The 16,985-nt window shown below is 29.7% G+C and carries 22 protein-coding genes and 1 tRNA gene; 12 read left to right on the top strand and 11 right to left on the bottom strand.

Features of this window, described 5'->3' with window-relative positions:
- Window position 1: 1 nt before the first annotated feature.
- Genes P9515_RS03655 through P9515_RS03645 form a run of 3 tightly spaced genes read right to left on the bottom strand, consistent with a single transcriptional unit; the run spans window position 2 to window position 3,090 of the window.
- Window positions 2-676, bottom strand: a complete 675-nt coding sequence (locus P9515_RS03655; protein ID WP_011820051.1) for a CPP1-like family protein — start codon at window positions 674-676, stop codon at window positions 2-4.
- Window positions 677-727: 51 nt separating this feature from the next.
- Window positions 728-2,365, bottom strand: coding sequence for a peptide chain release factor 3 (locus P9515_RS03650; protein WP_011820050.1), 1,638 nt, complete (start codon window positions 2,363-2,365; stop codon window positions 728-730).
- 29 nt (window positions 2,366-2,394) lie between these two features.
- Window positions 2,395-3,090: a class I SAM-dependent methyltransferase gene (locus P9515_RS03645; RefSeq protein WP_011820049.1), complete on the bottom strand. Its 696-nt coding sequence runs from the start codon at window positions 3,088-3,090 to the stop codon at window positions 2,395-2,397.
- A gap of 133 nt (window positions 3,091-3,223) precedes the next feature.
- Between P9515_RS03645 and nrdJ the strand changes: the two genes are divergently transcribed.
- Window positions 3,224-5,557 carry a ribonucleoside-triphosphate reductase, adenosylcobalamin-dependent gene (gene nrdJ / locus P9515_RS03640; protein ID WP_011820048.1) on the top strand — a complete coding sequence of 778 codons (2,334 nt, stop codon included), beginning with the start codon at window positions 3,224-3,226 and terminating at the stop codon, window positions 5,555-5,557.
- Between the two features lie 86 nt (window positions 5,558-5,643).
- Window positions 5,644-5,901, top strand: coding sequence for an RNA recognition motif-containing protein (locus P9515_RS03635; protein ID WP_011820047.1), 258 nt, complete (start codon window positions 5,644-5,646; stop codon window positions 5,899-5,901).
- A gap of 4 nt (window positions 5,902-5,905) precedes the next feature.
- On the opposite strand, the gene P9515_RS03630 is transcribed toward P9515_RS03635, so the two are convergent.
- Entirely contained in the window at window positions 5,906-6,100 is a 195-nt protein-coding gene (locus tag P9515_RS03630; protein ID WP_011820046.1) for a hypothetical protein, read from the bottom strand.
- A gap of 270 nt (window positions 6,101-6,370) precedes the next feature.
- On the opposite strand from P9515_RS03630, the gene P9515_RS10115 reads away from it, so the two are divergent.
- Window positions 6,371-6,508, top strand: coding sequence for a DUF4278 domain-containing protein (locus tag P9515_RS10115; protein WP_144038777.1), 138 nt, complete (start codon window positions 6,371-6,373; stop codon window positions 6,506-6,508).
- Window positions 6,509-6,582: 74 nt separating this feature from the next.
- Here the strand turns inward: P9515_RS10115 and P9515_RS09625 are convergent, their stop codons facing one another.
- Entirely contained in the window at window positions 6,583-6,747 is a 165-nt protein-coding gene (locus P9515_RS09625) for a hypothetical protein (RefSeq protein ID WP_011820045.1), read from the bottom strand.
- A gap of 126 nt (window positions 6,748-6,873) precedes the next feature.
- Between P9515_RS09625 and P9515_RS09620 the strand changes: the two genes are divergently transcribed.
- Window positions 6,874-7,023 carry a hypothetical protein gene (locus P9515_RS09620; RefSeq protein ID WP_187146036.1) on the top strand — a complete coding sequence of 50 codons (150 nt, stop codon included), beginning with the start codon at window positions 6,874-6,876 and terminating at the stop codon, window positions 7,021-7,023.
- 172 nt (window positions 7,024-7,195) lie between these two features.
- On the opposite strand, the gene P9515_RS03625 is transcribed toward P9515_RS09620, so the two are convergent.
- The gene (locus P9515_RS03625) at window positions 7,196-8,494 is read right to left on the bottom strand and encodes a hypothetical protein (protein WP_011820043.1); all 1,299 of its coding nucleotides are present in this window, start codon (window positions 8,492-8,494) and stop codon (window positions 7,196-7,198) included.
- A 152-nt stretch (window positions 8,495-8,646) separates the two neighbouring features.
- Here P9515_RS03625 and P9515_RS03620 point away from each other — a divergent pair, with 152 nt between their 5' ends.
- The 3 genes from P9515_RS03620 (at window position 8,647) to P9515_RS03610 (ending at window position 11,845) form a co-directional block, all read left to right on the top strand.
- The gene (locus P9515_RS03620) at window positions 8,647-9,405 is read left to right on the top strand and encodes a glycosyltransferase family 2 protein (RefSeq protein ID WP_011820042.1); all 759 of its coding nucleotides are present in this window, start codon (window positions 8,647-8,649) and stop codon (window positions 9,403-9,405) included.
- 135 nt (window positions 9,406-9,540) lie between these two features.
- Window positions 9,541-10,797 carry a class I SAM-dependent methyltransferase gene (locus tag P9515_RS03615; protein ID WP_011820041.1) on the top strand — a complete coding sequence of 419 codons (1,257 nt, stop codon included), beginning with the start codon at window positions 9,541-9,543 and terminating at the stop codon, window positions 10,795-10,797.
- A 16-nt stretch (window positions 10,798-10,813) separates the two neighbouring features.
- A complete protein-coding gene (locus P9515_RS03610; RefSeq protein WP_011820040.1) occupies window positions 10,814-11,845 on the top strand; it encodes a Gfo/Idh/MocA family oxidoreductase in 1,032 nt (343 codons plus the stop codon).
- Between the two features lie 8 nt (window positions 11,846-11,853).
- Here P9515_RS03610 and P9515_RS03605 read toward each other — a convergent pair whose 3' ends face one another.
- Window positions 11,854-12,327, bottom strand: a complete 474-nt coding sequence (locus tag P9515_RS03605) for a GDP-mannose mannosyl hydrolase (RefSeq protein ID WP_041710574.1) — start codon at window positions 12,325-12,327, stop codon at window positions 11,854-11,856.
- Between the two features lie 322 nt (window positions 12,328-12,649).
- Between P9515_RS03605 and P9515_RS03600 the strand changes: the two genes are divergently transcribed.
- Window positions 12,650-12,736, top strand: a tRNA-Ser gene (locus tag P9515_RS03600).
- Window positions 12,737-13,236: 500 nt separating this feature from the next.
- Here P9515_RS03600 and P9515_RS03595 read toward each other — a convergent pair.
- The 3 genes from P9515_RS03595 to P9515_RS03585 all read right to left on the bottom strand — a co-directional run bounded on the left by P9515_RS03595 (window position 13,237) and on the right by P9515_RS03585 (window position 14,165).
- On the bottom strand, window positions 13,237-13,509 hold the full coding sequence (locus P9515_RS03595; protein ID WP_011820038.1) for a hypothetical protein: 273 nt from the start codon (window positions 13,507-13,509) through the stop codon (window positions 13,237-13,239).
- Between the two features lie 134 nt (window positions 13,510-13,643).
- Complete coding sequence (locus P9515_RS03590; RefSeq protein WP_011820037.1) at window positions 13,644-13,934, bottom strand: hypothetical protein; 291 nt, start codon at window positions 13,932-13,934, stop codon at window positions 13,644-13,646.
- Between the two features lie 27 nt (window positions 13,935-13,961).
- Window positions 13,962-14,165 carry a DUF2839 family protein gene (locus tag P9515_RS03585; RefSeq protein WP_011820036.1) on the bottom strand — a complete coding sequence of 68 codons (204 nt, stop codon included), beginning with the start codon at window positions 14,163-14,165 and terminating at the stop codon, window positions 13,962-13,964.
- A 106-nt stretch (window positions 14,166-14,271) separates the two neighbouring features.
- Here P9515_RS03585 and P9515_RS03580 point away from each other — a divergent pair, with 106 nt between their 5' ends.
- From P9515_RS03580 to P9515_RS03570, 3 genes are read left to right on the top strand one after another with little or no spacing between them, the layout of a single operon-like run.
- Window positions 14,272-14,472: a hypothetical protein gene (locus P9515_RS03580; protein ID WP_011820035.1), complete on the top strand. Its 201-nt coding sequence runs from the start codon at window positions 14,272-14,274 to the stop codon at window positions 14,470-14,472.
- 54 nt (window positions 14,473-14,526) lie between these two features.
- A complete protein-coding gene (locus P9515_RS03575) occupies window positions 14,527-15,123 on the top strand; it encodes a hypothetical protein (protein ID WP_011820034.1) in 597 nt (198 codons plus the stop codon).
- Window positions 15,120-15,449, top strand: a complete 330-nt coding sequence (locus tag P9515_RS03570) for a hypothetical protein (RefSeq protein WP_011820033.1) — start codon at window positions 15,120-15,122, stop codon at window positions 15,447-15,449. Before P9515_RS03575 ends, P9515_RS03570 begins: the two co-directional genes overlap by 4 nt.
- A gap of 14 nt (window positions 15,450-15,463) precedes the next feature.
- Here the strand turns inward: P9515_RS03570 and P9515_RS03565 are convergent, their stop codons facing one another.
- Entirely contained in the window at window positions 15,464-15,898 is a 435-nt protein-coding gene (locus P9515_RS03565; protein ID WP_011820032.1) for a Tic20 family protein, read from the bottom strand.
- A 588-nt stretch (window positions 15,899-16,486) separates the two neighbouring features.
- On the opposite strand from P9515_RS03565, the gene P9515_RS03560 reads away from it, so the two are divergent.
- Window positions 16,487-16,984 carry a VHS domain-containing protein gene (locus tag P9515_RS03560; protein WP_011820031.1) on the top strand — a complete coding sequence of 166 codons (498 nt, stop codon included), beginning with the start codon at window positions 16,487-16,489 and terminating at the stop codon, window positions 16,982-16,984.
- Window position 16,985: the final 1 nt, after the last annotated feature.

Here is a 16,985-nt window from a genome sequence, read left to right as displayed (position 1 = left end):
TTTATAGGAAAATTACTCCTATCCACAAAATTATCATTGCTGGTAAACTTTGAATTTTTTGAATTGATAGAGAGTTATTGGATATTTCCTGAATAAATGAATTAGTTTCAAATAAACCTCCAAATATCAATCCTATAGAAAGAAATGTCACACTCCAACCTAATGAACTAATAAACTTTTTACCCGATTTAATTTGAATATAAGTAAGTATCAATGTTGAGATAGAGAGCAGAAGTCTGTTGTAAGGATCAGGACTAATTAAAAGTATTATCAAAAATAATAATCCAGCAGATAATTTGATTGAAAGATTATCAAAAGATGGAGGGGTTATTTTTGGAAGGCTATATTCGTTTGAATTGTTAACGTTCTTATTTATATTCTTTATTTTTGATAAAAGAGGGAAATCATTATTAATGAGTTTATTAATTTGTTTCTCTTTTTTTGATGCCTTTTGAGCCTCGAAACTAACATTACCTGACTGCCTTGCTTTCAAACTATCCATTAATAATTGATCAAAAGATGATTCTATTTTTGCCTTAAGTAGCAAATCTTCACCAGCCTCCTTAACTTTGATATCTCTTGCTTTTTGTATCTCTTCAAAATCAGCTCCTTCATTAACACCCAATATTTCATAAGGTGTTTTATCAGGATTGTTTTTGCTTTTATTTGAATCCAATTGTTTTTTATATTATTTATAGATTAACCAATTTTATTATCCATTAGGACTTTATAAAGCAATTGGTTCCACGCCACTAACAACAGGTGATACTTTTTTTAAACTAAAACTAGCGTTATCTTCAATAAATTGGTTAAGATTCCACTGATTTTTAAAAAGAATCACTGGCCTATTCCAACAATCTTTTACTACTTTACAATTAAATATTCTACCTAATTCGTCAATAGCTGACCATCCATCTGAAACCCATCTTGCCAATTGGTATGGCATCGAGTCAAGATTGGCATCTACGCCATATTCATTTTTTAATCTATGAATGACCACATCCAACTGTAATTGTCCAACAGCTGCGAGGATAGGATCTCTTTTGCTCTCATCAAAGTCATAAAGTATTTGAACAGCACCTTCTTCTCGAAGTTCGTTTACACCCTTTCTAAAGTTTTTAAATGCTGAAGGATTTGGATTTCTTAACCAACAAAATATTTCAGGACTAAAGGAGGGTATGCCCTCATATTCAAGAAAAGTTCCTGTATATAAGGTATCTCCTATAGAAAACATCCCTGGGTTATTTAGTCCAATAACATCCCCAGGATAGGCATCATCAACAACTTCTCTTTCTTGACCAAATATTTTTTGAGGTCGAGATAATCTAATCGTTTTTCCTGTCCTTGAATGTTTAACTGACATATCCTTTTCAAATTTTCCACTACAAACTCTAATAAATGCAACCCTATCTCTATGTTTTGGATCCATATTTGCTTGTAACTTAAATACGAAACCGCTAAATTCATCGCTTGCAGGCTCAATATCCCCTTTATTACTATTCCTTGAAGTTGGTTTTTGCGCCATTTTTAAAAAACTATCTAAAAAAGGTCTAACCCCAAAATTAGTCATCGCCGAACCAAAAAAAACAGGCGTAAGTGAACCCTTAAAAATTTCTTCTTTTTCTAGTTTCGAACCTGCTTCGTCTAGAACCTCTAGCTCTTCAAGAGAGATATCAAGTAATTCTCTTTCTACATATTTTGAAAGTTCTTTATCATCTAAACTCATTCTTTTCTCATTTGACTGTTTCCCCCTAACAGCCTTATCAAATAAAATAACTTCTCTTGTAAATCTATCAATAACTCCTCTAAATTCCTCCCCCATACCAATAGGCCAATTTACTGGCAAAGTATTTAAACCAAGTTCCGACTCAATTTCATCAATCAAAGAAAAAGGTTCTCTTCCTGGTCTATCCATCTTGTTAATAAAAGTAAATATAGGTATTTTTCTCATTCTGCATACCTCAAATAATTTTCTTGTTTGAGGTTCTAATCCTTTAGCCGCATCTTCAAGCATAACTGCATTATCTGCGGCAGCTAAAGTTCTGTAAGTATCTTCTGAGAAATCCTTGTGGCCAGGCGTATCCAAAAGATTTATTACTGCTCTTTCATACTCAAACTGCAATACAGTGGAAGTAATTGAAATCCCTCTTTGTTTTTCAAGGTCCATCCAATCAGAAGTAGCTTTCCTTTGATTACCTCTTGCTTTTACAGCCCCTGCTTGCTGTATTGCTCCTCCATATAAAAGAAGTTTTTCAGTAAGAGTTGTTTTACCCGCATCAGGATGAGAAATAATCGCAAAGTTTCTTCTTTTATTTACCGCTTCTAAGATATTTTTATTATTTAAGTTGTTAGTACTTGAACTCATTAAAGTCTATTTTAACAATCTCACTAACCTTAAACTTTACCATAAATGACTAAATACTGATCACCTTCTTCAAACACTTCTAAAGAAGATAATTTATTCTCAAAAATAAAATTTTTTAATTCTTTTGAAGTGTAAGAGGCTTTTAATGATGCATAATAATCATTAGTCAAAATATCATTATATTTCTCTGCACATTTTTCTTTTAAATGTAAAGCTGATTTTTCATCATTCGGTCTTTTCAGATCTTTATGAAAATTTATTGTCAACTTACTCGATAATTTCTCTAAGCAATAAAAAAAATCATCAAGATAAGTAATATGGTGAATTAAACTATTACTAACTAATAAACTTATATTTTTTTCGAGAGAGATATCACTTGATTTAAGGCTTTTTATATCAGCACACATATAACGCAAATTTTTTAATTGACTCGGATTAGATGAATTCTTTTTATTTAATTCAGCTACTCGAATCATCTCTTTGGAGCCATCAATACCCACAACCTCAGCTTTAGGCCATTTGATTGATAACTTTTCAGATATATTTCCTGGCCCACATCCCAAATCAACAATCAATTCTTTGTCATTCAAATTAATATTATTTTTAATCAAGTAATAATTTATTTGATTAATAAGATTATTCTCTCCATCTGAAAAGTCAGCTTTAGCATAAGAAATAACCTGATCTTCTCTTTCCATCAATTCTGGTTCTACAGTTCTTTCCATAAACTTCCGTAAACAAAGATTTCATAATAAATATATTTTTACACAAACCATTAAATAGTGGTAAGAATAGTTGCAGGCACCATAGGTAGAGTTATTCTTCCTATACGGGTAAATTTACATACTTTTTTTCATCGTGACAATTGCACCAAATAAAGCTTCCTCCGAGAGCAATTCTAATAATCTTAGAAAAGATGATTTCCCAAAAACAGCTCCAGCAGCTTACCCTGTTTTTTTCAGGTCATATAGTAGAAAGACAGTTTCTGGAAAAAGAGAGAATTGGAGTGAAGTTGGGAAAAGAAACTTATCTGGATTAAAAGAATTAGGAAAACTCTCTGATCAAGAAATGATGTTAATGAGAGAAATGCAGAGTAACCAAAAAGCACAACCATCAGGAAGATGGTTATGGATTGGAGGTACTCCATGGATTAATAAAAATCAGAATTTTTCAGGAGCGTATAATTGTACTTCGACAAATTTAATTGATTGGGAAGCTTTTGCCTTAATGATGGATTTAGCTATGATGGGTTGCGGCACAGGAGCAATAATAGAACCCCATTTCATAAATAAGCTTCCAACAGTAAAAAATAAAATAACTATAAAATCAGTTAGCGAAGTAGGAATAACTCCAAAAGACCAAAGGCAGGAAAAATCCTCTTTAGAAATTAAAGGCAAGGATATTTTTATAAAAGTCGGGGATAGCAGAAGAGGCTGGGTAGATAGCTATAAATATCTTCTTGAAGCCTCAAGCAATGAAAGTCTTGAAAAAGAAATTGACGTTCATATTAACTTAGAAGATATTAGGCCAGCAGGAGAATCACTAAAAGGTTTTGGTGGCATGGCAAATCCTATCAAATTAAAGGATCTTTACTCAAGAGTTGCTTCTCTTTTAGGAAAAGCTATTGGTAGAAAACTCAATACAGTGGAGTGTTGTTTACTTATTGATGAGGCAGCTGTGACTATTGTTGCAGGTAATATAAGAAGAAGCGCTGGCATGAGACAGTTTTCATCTGATGATAAGGAAGCAGCAAGCGCGAAAGAGAATTTATGGAGTCAAGACCAGGATGGTAATTGGAGAATTGATCCCGAAAAGGACGCTCTTAGAATGGCAAATCATACAAGGGTTTATCATACTAAGCCCTCTTATCAAACAATTCTGGATGCTGTAACCAAGCAATTCCATTCAGGTGAAGGAGCAATTCAATTTGCACCAGAGGCAATAGCAAGATCAAATGCAGATATTTTGAACGAAAAAGATCTTAAAAACGAATTCATAGAAATATATTCTGAACAGGGTAAAGATGAAGCCAGAAATTGGATTAATCTTAATTATGGTCCATTCTCTGAAGAAGAATTAAACCATAGGATGAGTAGATATGGACTTAATCCTTGCGGAGAAATATTAGGTAATGATTTTCATTGCAATTTAGCCGAAGTTCATCTAAATCAGATTGACCCGAAAAATATTCAAGAGCAAAAAAAAGCCTTTAAAGCTGCAGCGCTTTCAGTGGCATGCTTGCTAAATCATGAATTTGAAGTTGAGAGATATAGAAAAAGCAGGGAGTATGACCCTATTGTTGGAGTTAGTTTTACAGGATTATTTGATTTCTGTGTACATGCCTTTGGAACCCCATGGTTGAAATGGTGGGAAGCGGGAAGACCTGATAATCAAGAAGGTAGGGATTTTAAAAAGCAAGAAGCTAAATTTTTAGACTCTTGGAGAAATATTGTTAAAGAAACTGTATGGGAATACTGCGACAAACATAATCTAAGAAGACCAAATAGATGTACGACAGTTCAACCTGCCGGAACTAAAAGTCTTTTAACAGGAGCTGCTCCTGGATGGCATCCCCCAAAAGCACAAAGATTTTTAAGAAGAATAACTTTCAGAAAGAATGATCCTATTGCCTTAGCTTGTATGGATTATGGTTACTCTGTTGTCCCATCTCAATCTGACAAAGATGAAAAAGGCTGCTTACTTGATAACCCATTTGATCCAAGATGTACTGAATGGCTAGTTGAAATACCAACAGAAGTAAGCTGGGCAAATATAGAGGGAGCAGATAAAATAGATATAAATAATTTCTCTGCTCTTGCACAATTTGATTTTTATATGCAAGTTCAGAAGTATTATACAGAGCATAATACTTCTGCAACTGTTGAATTCAGAGAAAATGAAATTGAAGATCTAGCAAAAGCAATACATAACGCAATAGAACACAACGAAGGATATATATCAGCAGCATTATTAGCTAGATTCAGTGCAAATGCCACATTCCCAAGATTACCTTTTGAACCCATAAGTAAAGAGGAATATTTATCTTTGCAGAAAAAAGTTACTGAAAGGAAAGTAAATAACGATTTCTTTGATGCACTTAATAAATATGATATTGGAGAGCTCTCCGAAGCAGGACCAGCTGGGTGTGATTCGGATAAATGCCTCCTTCCGTTAGCTAATCCAAAGAATTAAATATTAAATTATTTATTAATAAAGACGATATTTGTTTTTTAATAATCAATCCATAGCTACATCTTAAGTAAGTAAATAAATCGATTATGACATTAAGCATAAATATCGGTAATTTTTTTAATGATTCAGCTAGCCACGCTTTAGTTGATGAACTTAGAAAAAAAACTACTGAAAAGGAGATATTGGAATTCGAAGTAAAATTCAACTCCAAAAATGAAAAAAACCTACATGTTTATATCTGTAGGTTTCTTAAAAATAGATCAATATCAAGAGCTTTGGCTTCTAAGTGGCTTATTACAATGATTAATAACAAGGAATCAGAAATTAATAACCTGAAAAATTAAATAATTAAGTTAAGGCAGAGAGTCTCCAAAGAGCTATCCCAAAAATTGAAACACCCATTATTAAAGTAAAAGCTAAAGCATTTACCACCTGAACCTTCTCGGTCATAACATTCGCAAATGGAAGCAGCTGTGCATACAAAGGTTTTTCTTCAACAACAGTAGCTCTTTTACTAGGGGATTTTTTGTTTCTTGAGAACATAAAACAACAATATAATCTTTTGAATTTTACATTTAAAATGCAAGTTTATTAAAAATTAAACGATTAATTGAACAAAATGTAACCTCTAAGTTTCATTAAAATCCCACAAAAAAAGTCTTTAATCCTTTTAAACGATAAATTTTTGCGAACTAGCAATATAAAACATAATCTGGAGCTCTCAAAAATATCCTCTTTGTGTTAATTTGATGAGGTAGTATTTTCTACTAAAACGTTCAACTTGCGCATGCAAGCCGCAGATCGATCTAAGCCATGGAACGGGGACTTAGGCGAACCCGGGGCAAGAAAATGAATCTAGTTTACAGAGGTCAAAAGTATGTTCAAAATAAATCAGCTGCAAAAAAACAGCATAACTCATTAATTTACAGAGGGAAAACTTACACAAGCTAGTAACTTAGTTATTAAATAAAAAAGCCACTTTTAGTGGCTTTTTTTTACTAAAAAATTAGATAATAATTATCTTATTATTCATCATAAATTTTACAATGAGAATTTGTAGGGTGCAAAATACATTCTTCGTCCCAAAACTCATTAAACTTATCTTTTGGTAATTGATAATTAAAATCACTCATCTTCCAAGCATTATTCAATGAATTATTGAGGAAGGTAAAAGGTGTTGTAAGTTTCATAAACCTCCTTTATAACTATCTGCTATTTAGGACATCTTTACAAATGAAGTCAAGTGAAAAAATACCCAATTGTTCTTTCAAACAATGATATAAGATGATCTAATATTGAACATTAAGAAGGAAATCATGACAGAGGAAAAACCATTATTTAAAGCACCTTATGACATTAAAGATGTAAGTGCCCTTTTTGCGATAGTAGCCTTTATTTTAATAATTGCTGCAATAGTTGGTAATAATTTATTTGGAATCTTCCAGCAAAACGTTAATTTTGGTTAAAGTAACTAATTTTCAATTTGTTTAAAAATCTAATATTTTAGAGTTGATAATGAAATTCATCAGATCCAAAACCAAATAAAAAGGTGATATAGATCTTTACTTAAAAAAGGAAGTTTGCTTTTACGAGATCCTTATACAGGTAATGGTTTTTAACCTTTCATTAATTAAATGATTAACTAGGTACGAATATAAATAGTTTTTTAAAAAATATCATATAAGAATCTCCAAATCCAAAATAAGTTCTTAATAAAACAATAGGCATAGGAAAAGATATTTGAGGGGTTAAATTCAATCCAAAGAAAGTAACAGGAGTTAGTAACATTAGAAATGTTATCCAATAATTCAATACCGAAATTAATTTTTTATTTAAAGTATATAGAATCAAAATAGATTCCAATATAAAAAAATAGGAAAAGGACATTGATCGCCAAACATCTCCATTAATCATTACTATTGAGCTATAAAAAATAAAAAGTAAAAGATGTATTCCAAAATAACTCTTAAAGTTAAAACCATATCTTTTCCTGAAACTGTTTGAGCTTTTTTTCAATAATTTAAAAATCAATACTAAAGGGAAAAAGTAAACCCACCTAAAGGAGCTTAAATAATTTAAAATCTGTGGGGGCCAATGTTTTCCAAAGAATTCCCAAAAATCAGTTATCTGGTTAGTAACTAAACTTATGTCAGGGGCAGGAGCAATTATTCCAGAATCAATTAGGTAACGACCAATTATCCAAAAAACAAAGCCAATAAACATTGAATAGGTAGTAAGTAGTATATTTCTCGTTATTTTCAAATTAAAAAAATTACTACCAATTTCATTTAAATAATCGCCACACATTAGATCTCTTCTCAAAAGAAATAACCAAAGAAAAGCACAGGCAAAAATAGATCTTTCATCTACAAATAATGCAGATGGAAGTGCGAAAATAAAATAAGTAGGATTAAGCCTAAATGCAGCAGGTAGTAAAAGTAATAAATGTGATACAGAATCTGTAGTATTCCAAAAAGCAGTTCCTTCTGTAATAAACCAAGTTAATGAAATTCCAATTACACAAATAGCACTGAACAAAATATCTCTTGTACTTTTCCTAATGATTCGACTAATAAAATATAAATTAATAAAAGAGGATATAACCGGTATAACAACGACACTATAGCCTCTTAATCCTAAAAAATAATTCAACGTTGGGACAAAAAATCTATAGCTTAATATTTGAGCAGTGAGTGGAAGATCCCTATTTAGAGGGTTTTCAGATTGAAGCATTTGATAAAACAAGCGTCCTGCTTTGTCTGGCCTGAAATAAATCCATAAAGAAGGAAACGCAAAAAAGATGGTTGTTCCAAATGCAATAAGTGCTATTTTCAAGTCTATTTTCCAGCCAATTTCTGTATCAGAAAATATTTTTAAAATTAAATTATCACATCTTTTAAAAAAGAATTTATCTGGATATTTAAGTAAACTTTTCATAACATTTATAAATCGAGAATTATTGAATTAAATATTTTTATTAAAATAGAAATAAATAATTTTATTATTAACATTCATTCTACTATTAGCAGTAAATAAATTATTGATTAATTAAATATAATAAGATTTACATAAGCTTATTAATTATAAAATTGTCTGATTCTAAAAACAAAATAGATATTATTATTCCTGTCTTTAATGAAGTACATATTGCTAAATTATTTGACCTTTTAGAAAAAGATGTTTCATCAAAATTCAGAGTTCTACTTTGTTATGATGATGAATCAGATAAAACTCTTACTTCGTATAACGAGAAATCTTATAATTTCAGAATTTTCAAAATCAAGAATAAATACATTGGACCTCAAGGCGCAATCCTTTCAGGTTTTGAAGAATGTAAATCAGAGGCAGTTATTGTATATCCTGCTGATGACTTCATAAATACAAAAATTCTGGATCTAATGTATGAAAAATATCTGATGGGAAATGATGTTGTTGTACCCAGCAGATTTATACAAGGAGGTGCGATGAGAAATTGTCCATTAATAAAGTCAATTTTAGTAAGATTAGCTTCATTTTCTCTATTTTATTTATCTAGTATTTCTGTAAAAGATGTGAGCAACGGCTTTAGACTTTTTTCACTTAAGTATCTCAATATGGTCAAAATTGAATCTACAAAGGGATTTACTTTTTCAATTGAGTTATTAGTTAAAGCGAATAGGTTAGGACTTTCAATTGCTGAAGTTCCTTCTTGTTGGGAAGAGAGAAAATTTGGCAAAAGTAGATTTAAGACATATCAATGGGTTTTTAATTACTTGAGATGGTATTTATATGCTCTTGAAACTTTTTGGTTGAGGAAATCACCAAATACAGTAAAATTAAAAAGATCTAAAAATGGATTATTAGTATAAAAATTCCCACATTTTGATACTATACTTAATAAATTTATTAGATAAATAAATATTTACGAATTTCTAAGTTCTATTGTGTATAATTATAGATTAAATCTTTTTTACTCAAATATCTAAATTATTTTTTTGAACCCAATGAATAATAATCATAATCTGAGTAATGGGAAAATAACTTGTTGTCAAATCTGTAGTAATAAGGAATTAATAAACGTCATAAATTTAGGGCACCAAGCACCATGTGATTCTCTAATATGGCCAGAACAGCTAAATCAACCCGAAAAAAGATATCCTCTCAACTTACAAAGATGTAAAGAGTGTGGTTTAGTTCAAATAGACCATGTTGTAGAGCCTCAAGAATTATTTTTTGCTGAATATCCTTATAGAAGTGGAATCACTTCAACCCTTGCTAATAATCTAAGAAACACTGCATCAACTATTGTAAAAAGATATCAATTACCAAAAGGAGGACTAGCTGTTGATCTTGGCTCAAATGATGGCACATTACTAGAAGGTTTTCAAAAAGAAAACATGAAAGTCCTTGGTTTTGAGCCTACTAATATAGCAAACCTAGCCAATGAGAAAGGAATAAAAACAATTCAAAAATTCTTTAATGATTCATTAGTTCCTGAAATAATTAAAAAGTATGGCAAAGCCGAAGTGATTACCGCTTGTAATATGTTTGCTCATGTATCTCAATTAGGAAGCCTAATTATGGGTGCGGAGAATCTATTAGTGGATAATGGTTTATTTGTTACTGAATCTCATTACTTATTAGATTTAATTGACACTGTTCAGTATGATTCGATTTATCACGAACATCTTAAGTATTATTCTGTCAAATCAATTATAAAACTTTTTGAGTATTACAATTTTACTGTTATCGATATAGATAGAATTCCTAATTATGGAGGCTCCATAAGGGTTTATGCAAAAAAAGGAAAATCGCATGAGGTTTCAACTAAAGTGGAAAATCTTCTTAAAGAAGAAGTGGATAGAGGCTTATATAACAATTTAATTTACGAGGATTTCAAAAACAAAATAAAAAAATCGAAACTTCAGCTACAAAATCTTATTTTAGATGGTAAAAATAATAATCTAAAAATTGTGGGAATTGGCTGTCCTGGGAGAGCTACAACATTATTGAGTTACTGCAACTTAGATGCAGATGCTTTAGATTATATTGCAGAACAAAGTACATCCTTAAAACTAGGATTATTCACCCCTGGAACATATATCCCGATAGTTGATGAGAGAATAATGTTTGAAGATCAACCAGATATTGCGATTATACTTTCATGGCACTATTGGGAGCCAATTGTTGAAAAGCTTAGAGCAAAAGGTCTCAAATCCAAAATTATTATCCCACTTCCTGAAGTTAGGATAATCGATTGATTAAATAAAAAAAAAGATGCGCTTTGGAATTATTGGAGGAGGATTTGGATATGACTCTCATTTCGAAGCTTTAAAAAATATAAAAGGTATAGATATTGTCGGAATAGCTGATTCGGGTTCAGGTAGGCTTCTTTCAAAGCTTACAAATTCTGAGTTATATTTTAACTCTATAGAATCTTTAATTAAATCAAAACCAAATGTAATTACGATAGCTACTCCTCCTTGTAACCACTTTAATTTGATATCAAAACTCGCTCAAAGTAATATTCATATAGTATGCGAAAAACCATTTTGTATTTCATCTACTGAAGGGCTAAAGGCCAATTCATTGATTGAAAAGTTTAAACTTGCTAGTTGTATAAATTTTCAATATCGATTTGAACCTGGAATTCAGTTTTTAAAATCTAAAATCAATGATCAAGATATCGATAACATAAAATCAGTTGAGGTGATTTGGCTAACATCCGGAAGAAAAGATCCCAACAGTTTATGGACTTGGAGGAATGACAAGCAGCAGGGTGGTGGCGTAATAAATGCTTTTTTAATACATATAATTGATTTAATACAATGGCTATTGAACTGCGAAATAAATGATGTGGTTAAATCAAAAAATAAAATAATAATACCTTACCGAAGAGATAATTATTCGAATGTGAGGCCTGTAACTGCGGAGGATTTTACTGAAGTAGAATTTATTTTAAAAAACAATATTCTAGCTTCATCTAAAGTTAGCAATTGTAATGCAACGTCAATTGGCTTGCAGATCACAATAAATAGAAATGAAGAGAAACTAATATTTGAGCATAAGCCTCCATTCAGAGCATGCGATCAATCAGTTTTTGTAGAGAAAGAAAACAAAAAGATTTCATTATTCAATGCCTCAAATATCATTCCAACTAATTATGAAGACACAAGAACATTCTCATTAAGAGAACTATACAAAAAATTTATTTTATCTGTAAATGGTGCATCAAAGAGAGACTTGCCCTCATTTAAGAGTGGTTATCAAGTTAAAAAAATAATTGAAAAAATTAATAACTTTGAATAACCTTAAATTTATAATTTTTTAAAATACTCTTTACAGTAAGGATGTATTAACAAATTCTCATGAGTAGTTTTGTTGTACCAAATATACTCATCATGTTGATCTTTAAAATTTCCAAATTTCGACTTTTTTAAGATTTTCAATGGGACCAAATAAACGATTACAACATAGTGACTAGAAAATTGTTTATTCCCACAAAAATTGTCATTATAGAAATGTTGAAATACACCTAATAAAGAAAAAGTATTGAAATCTTTTTCAGTAATTTCATAATTCATTTCATTATTTAGGATCCTTTTTGTTGAAATAAATAATGTTTCACCTTTCCTAATTCTGCCACCAGGAACAAAGAAAAAACTCTTTGCTGGAGGGTTAATTCTCTTACCTAAAAGGATTTCTTTAGCTTCATTAAATATACATAAATCAATAGCCGCAATTGGACTATTCTTAGCTACCTGTTTAAATGATTTTTCGTTTAAAAACATTTTTAGTATCAAACATAGAGAAATTATTTAAAAAAGTTTTTAAATTTTTAAAGATAAGCTCGACGATTCTTTTTCTAATATTTGATTTAAGCGATTAACGTTTTTAAAGAAAATTGGAGAGGTCTAACTTAAGTAATAATCATAAAGATGTTAGCCATATGTTCCCACTTTTAAGTTTATAGTCAATGACTATTCACGAATTAGTAACAAGGAATGAGATTAGCCAAAAATATTTATCTGGATATCTAGTTCTGTATTTTCTAGCCTATCACTGACGTACCATGTTAAGCTAAACAAGTTCAACAAAACTTAATAGCCCTTTGGAGGGGTGGTCGAGTGGTTTAAGGCTCTAGTCTTGAAAACTAGCGTGTCTGCAAGGGCACCGTGGGTTCGAATCCCACCCCCTCCGTTCTTTTAAACAATCGATTGAACGAATATATTTTTACTTATTTAAAATAAAATTAATATTTAGATTCTAGAATAATTCAGTGAGTGAGGTTCAAAGCTTTAAATCATTTTATCTAAAAGTTTACTTTTGTTTTGCTCTAACTCCTACTTTCTTATTCAGGAAACATTAAATATCTCATCTACTTTGATATTAAAAGAATTTGTAAAATGAAAATAAGCATAAGAGAAAAAAAATCAATAAATAAATAAATAAACATTTAAGTGGTTAAGATAAAAAAATTTGTTTTTTTTATTTTTTTGAATATGTTTTCTAAATTTAATTTTTGATTTTATTGAAAAATCGCAAAACACATTTATTTTTAATTTTCTTATTTAAGTATCAACAAAATATTTTGAATAAAAAATAATATTTTTTATGTGCTTTCTTTTTTACTTAAGAATTAATTGGGTATAAGAAACATTAAAAAAGGCAGAGATAAGCATTTTGTTAAATTAACTGAACTAGAATTTTCTAAAACAAAAATCACCTATTAACAATATTTTGTTATATTTATTTTTTTCATTATGAATTTTAATAAGATAATTTGGAGATATTGAAAAGAGAGTTCCAATAGTTACATTACCGTCAGTACTATCTTGTATTATTTTTAAAAAACATTTTCTTCCTTTTTCGGTGAGAAATCCTGGCCAAATAGCTCCCACTCCTAAAATCATTCCTAAAGTTATAAACAAAATACATTGACTAAATCTAAAATTAGATCTTGCTCGAGCCATAGTTAAAATTTATATTAATTACTAAAAATAATAAATTTAATTTAATTTAATTTAATTTAATGGTAATTTCAATAATCTTGGAGTCAAATAAAACTTTTTAAAAACAAACACAAACAAATAGTAAAGTAATAAGGCTATAAAAGTTTTCTACACAAATACCAAAAATGTTCTATGTCAATAGTAATTGTTTTGAACTTATCAGTTTCTATTTTTCTTGAAGATGACTTTTGCATTACAACTTTTATTGATGGATGCTTCATTGAATATACAGGTTTGAATCCTACTTTTTTTGCTTCACTATGAAGACCCCTCTTTTGATAGGAATCCATTCCACAAAATAAAATAGAAGGTTTATTATCTAATTCTTCTTCCGACTTAATAATTCTATGTTTTAGAACTTTTGCAATCTTTTCTAATTCCCACATTATTATTTATTCAAATAAACTTAAAACTTATCTATAGTATTTTATTACACTGAATACGCCAACAAAAAGAATAATAATTGCAACACCATAAAAAACAAAAGGAATAATTGGGTATTTATATAAAGTATTTCTAACTTTCTGCTTAACCTTTTCTTTATTAAATTCAGGTAAAACAAATTCTTTTTCTCGGGGTGGCAAACCTAAATCTTTTCTTCTTTTGGCTTCTCCCATTTAAAAAATAATTCTGCTTTAATCTTAGTCCAAAATAGATTTAATTTAGTCTTAAATACACTCTTTATATTTGTTCTTGTTATTATAAGTTTTTCAGATTTGAGTTATGGGCAAAGGATTCGCGACAAAAAATTCAGGTCCCAACAAAATAAAGAAAAACACATCCCCTGCAGAACCTCAAGGTAGACTGATTTCTTGGTCACCTTGGCCACCAGCAAACTTTCAAACTCGTTACCCTGGATTTCCTCTTGTCCTAACCATTTTAATCGTTTTTATTGGGCAATGGTATATTTCTCTTTTGAGATAATCTAAAACTATTTATAAAATTTAAATTTAAAATTAAAAAATAGCGTTTATTAATTTGTTTTTATTTTTCTTAATTTTAGCTCATTTACAAGCTTTATTATTTCCAATATTTGTGGGAATTAAATCAATTAATCAATTCAAAAAATTTAAAAACCACATTCTAATTCCTTTTGGTTTTATTTTTTTAGGTTTGGCCTCAATGTTTGAGATGATTGATCACACAAAAACAAATTGGGTTTATGTAAATCATTCTTCATTATTTAATTGGCTTTTTTATACTTTTCTTGCCTTAGGGTTAACAAGCTTATCGACATCCGTAATTAAAAATAAATTTGCTATTGGAACAAATATCTTCTTATGTTTTTGCTCAATAGTTTCCTATTTTTTAGTTGATAAAACGATCGCTCTCTCTTTTCAAGTAATTATTAGTATATTTTTGATAATAAATTGGCAAAGAATTTTTAAAGATTGGATCTTGATAGCTTATCCAATCTTTGGTATTTTTTTTACAACTTTCTTTGGAGCAAATCTATCAATAACTGGCGATCAAATTTGGCATATTTTTATTGGCCCATCTGGAACAATTAGTACAATAACTTTTTATTTAGTTTTGAAGAGATCAAATAATAAACTTCCTAAGATTTTGTTATGAGCAGATTTATATTTATCTTTCTTTTAATTTTATCAACTTTCATCATTTCTCCGAATCAAGCACGAAGTGAAACATCTATAGATGTTTATATGAATGATTTTTATTCAAAATCAAATGAGGCCAGTAAAATTCTCAAAGAGATAGAAACTAATCTCAAGGAGGGTTCTAGAAAAAATGTATGTTCAAGACAGAGAGAAGCCGCTAGATTAGGATTATTAGCTAATAAATCCTTAATTAAAGCATTTGAGATAGTAGGAACTGAACCTCCTATTGAAACTATTAAATCTAGTCAGAGAAGATGGGAATCAATTTTGAATGATTGTTAAAAGTCAAGAATTTTCTAAATTTGCATTCTTGCAGATTTGCTAATAAGTGGTATTTCAGGTTCAACACCGTTAAGACATTGATAAGCTGAAAAAATAAAAATAGAAAGTGTAGATATAAATATTATTGAACCAAATTCAATTAAAGGAAAGATACGTAAAAGGTAAGTAAGTATTATCAAGGCAATGTCAAGGAGTAATGATTGACAAGCGTTATATCTAATGAAATAAGGGACTTTGGGATTCCTAACAACTCCTGCAAAAATTATAAAAAAAAACAATAGTCCCCCAAAAGGTAAGGACTTCTCAAGTATCGCAACTGGAAAGGTAAGAAAAAAAAGGATTTTTAAAAAAGAAAATTTATAGAGCAAATAATATCCAAAAGGAAATGCGGTTTTTAATGGCGAAGTGTAAAAAAAAACTGAAGTGATTCGTTGAATTATTTGATTCAATTAAATTTATTATCTATATTTTTTTATATTAACTTATTTTCATTAAAACCTAATTAGTAAAATACTATAATTTATAAAAAAATTTTTTAATGAGAACTCCCTATACCATACTTAAAGTTACTGATACAAAAATGTCTATTAATTAATTTAAATAGATTAAAAATTAACCTAATGTAAAAATTTATTTATCAACCATGCGAATTAACAATTACCATATTTAGTTAAAGAGATAAGAAAGATAATGCAGTAATAAAACTCTTTTATAATTTTAATAAGCCACTTAAAGGTAGAAGCAAACGATCAAAGTAAAAAAAAAATCAAAACAGTTACAAAATTTGTAAGAATCTTTATGAGAATAGCGGCAAAGTAACAAGACTACCTAAGCAAATTCGTCGAATTAAAATAATTTCAGCTTTGTTGAAGGTTCTGGTAACTATAAAATAGAACTCATAGAAAAAACAATATCTAAACAAAGCTCATCAAAAAGCTAAATTAAAATAAGTAATAATACAATCTATTTATATTCTAAATAGATTATATAGACAATCTATATAGATTTTACTATCCTAAAAATAAAGCTGGAATTTCATGCCCAAGAATTGGTCTTACATAAGAGATGAATGGCTTAAGCGCACAACTATCAAGGAGGACGATGCCAAGTGGGCATTAGAAGCTTTAATTAGTACCGAAAATGACTTGTTTGAAATAGAAAGAAAATTAAAAAATAACGAAGATACCTCTGGGCAAGTGAGAAGTTTGAAGAAAAAAGTTAAAGAAACTATCTTATCAAAAGAAATAAGTCTAGATGATATTGCTTTAAATACTTCTAATTCGAACAAAGTTCAAATTTCCGTCCCATCAAATCTCAATTATCTTTTGAAGGTTTGGGCGGCAGCAGAAGGCCGCGATCTATCAAGTGTTGCATTTCAATGCCTAGAAACTGGTCTTAGAGAGATGAAAAGCAAAGGTTCGATCCCTTCAATAGCGATAAATAGATATGATTCAGCTTGCCAAAAGAGAATTGCTTTAGCGGAAGTGAATAATTTATTAGAAAAGTATGAGATCTCTCAAAACGAGGAGATATAAA

This window comes from Prochlorococcus marinus str. MIT 9515 (assembly GCF_000015665.1).
GTDB classification, from domain to species: domain Bacteria; phylum Cyanobacteriota; class Cyanobacteriia; order PCC-6307; family Cyanobiaceae; genus Prochlorococcus_A; species Prochlorococcus_A marinus_P.
The sequence above is the reverse complement of the archived record's forward strand: the minus strand, read 5'-3'. Positions and strand labels throughout refer to the sequence as shown.

Coding starts and splice junctions, on each gene's coding strand:
- P9515_RS03650 (WP_011820050.1), bottom strand. CDS start 2,365: ATGAGTTCAAGTACTAACAACTTAAATAATAAAAATATCTTAGAAGCG.
- P9515_RS03645 (WP_011820049.1), bottom strand. CDS start 3,090: ATGGAAAGAACTGTAGAACCAGAATTGATGGAAAGAGAAGATCAGGTT.
- P9515_RS03635 (WP_011820047.1), top strand. CDS start 5,644: ATGACATTAAGCATAAATATCGGTAATTTTTTTAATGATTCAGCTAGC.
- P9515_RS03630 (WP_011820046.1), bottom strand. CDS start 6,100: ATGTTCTCAAGAAACAAAAAATCCCCTAGTAAAAGAGCTACTGTTGTT.
- P9515_RS10115 (WP_144038777.1), top strand. CDS start 6,371: ATGGAACGGGGACTTAGGCGAACCCGGGGCAAGAAAATGAATCTAGTT.
- P9515_RS09625 (WP_011820045.1), bottom strand. CDS start 6,747: ATGAAACTTACAACACCTTTTACCTTCCTCAATAATTCATTGAATAAT.
- P9515_RS09620 (WP_187146036.1), top strand. CDS start 6,874: ATGACAGAGGAAAAACCATTATTTAAAGCACCTTATGACATTAAAGAT.
- P9515_RS03625 (WP_011820043.1), bottom strand. CDS start 8,494: ATGAAAAGTTTACTTAAATATCCAGATAAATTCTTTTTTAAAAGATGT.
- P9515_RS03615 (WP_011820041.1), top strand. CDS start 9,541: ATGAATAATAATCATAATCTGAGTAATGGGAAAATAACTTGTTGTCAA.
- P9515_RS03610 (WP_011820040.1), top strand. CDS start 10,814: ATGCGCTTTGGAATTATTGGAGGAGGATTTGGATATGACTCTCATTTC.
- P9515_RS03605 (WP_041710574.1), bottom strand. CDS start 12,327: ATGTTTTTAAACGAAAAATCATTTAAACAGGTAGCTAAGAATAGTCCA.
- P9515_RS03595 (WP_011820038.1), bottom strand. CDS start 13,509: ATGGCTCGAGCAAGATCTAATTTTAGATTTAGTCAATGTATTTTGTTT.
- P9515_RS03590 (WP_011820037.1), bottom strand. CDS start 13,934: ATGTGGGAATTAGAAAAGATTGCAAAAGTTCTAAAACATAGAATTATT.
- P9515_RS03585 (WP_011820036.1), bottom strand. CDS start 14,165: ATGGGAGAAGCCAAAAGAAGAAAAGATTTAGGTTTGCCACCCCGAGAA.
- P9515_RS03580 (WP_011820035.1), top strand. CDS start 14,272: ATGGGCAAAGGATTCGCGACAAAAAATTCAGGTCCCAACAAAATAAAG.
- P9515_RS03570 (WP_011820033.1), top strand. CDS start 15,120: ATGAGCAGATTTATATTTATCTTTCTTTTAATTTTATCAACTTTCATC.
- P9515_RS03560 (WP_011820031.1), top strand. CDS start 16,487: ATGCCCAAGAATTGGTCTTACATAAGAGATGAATGGCTTAAGCGCACA.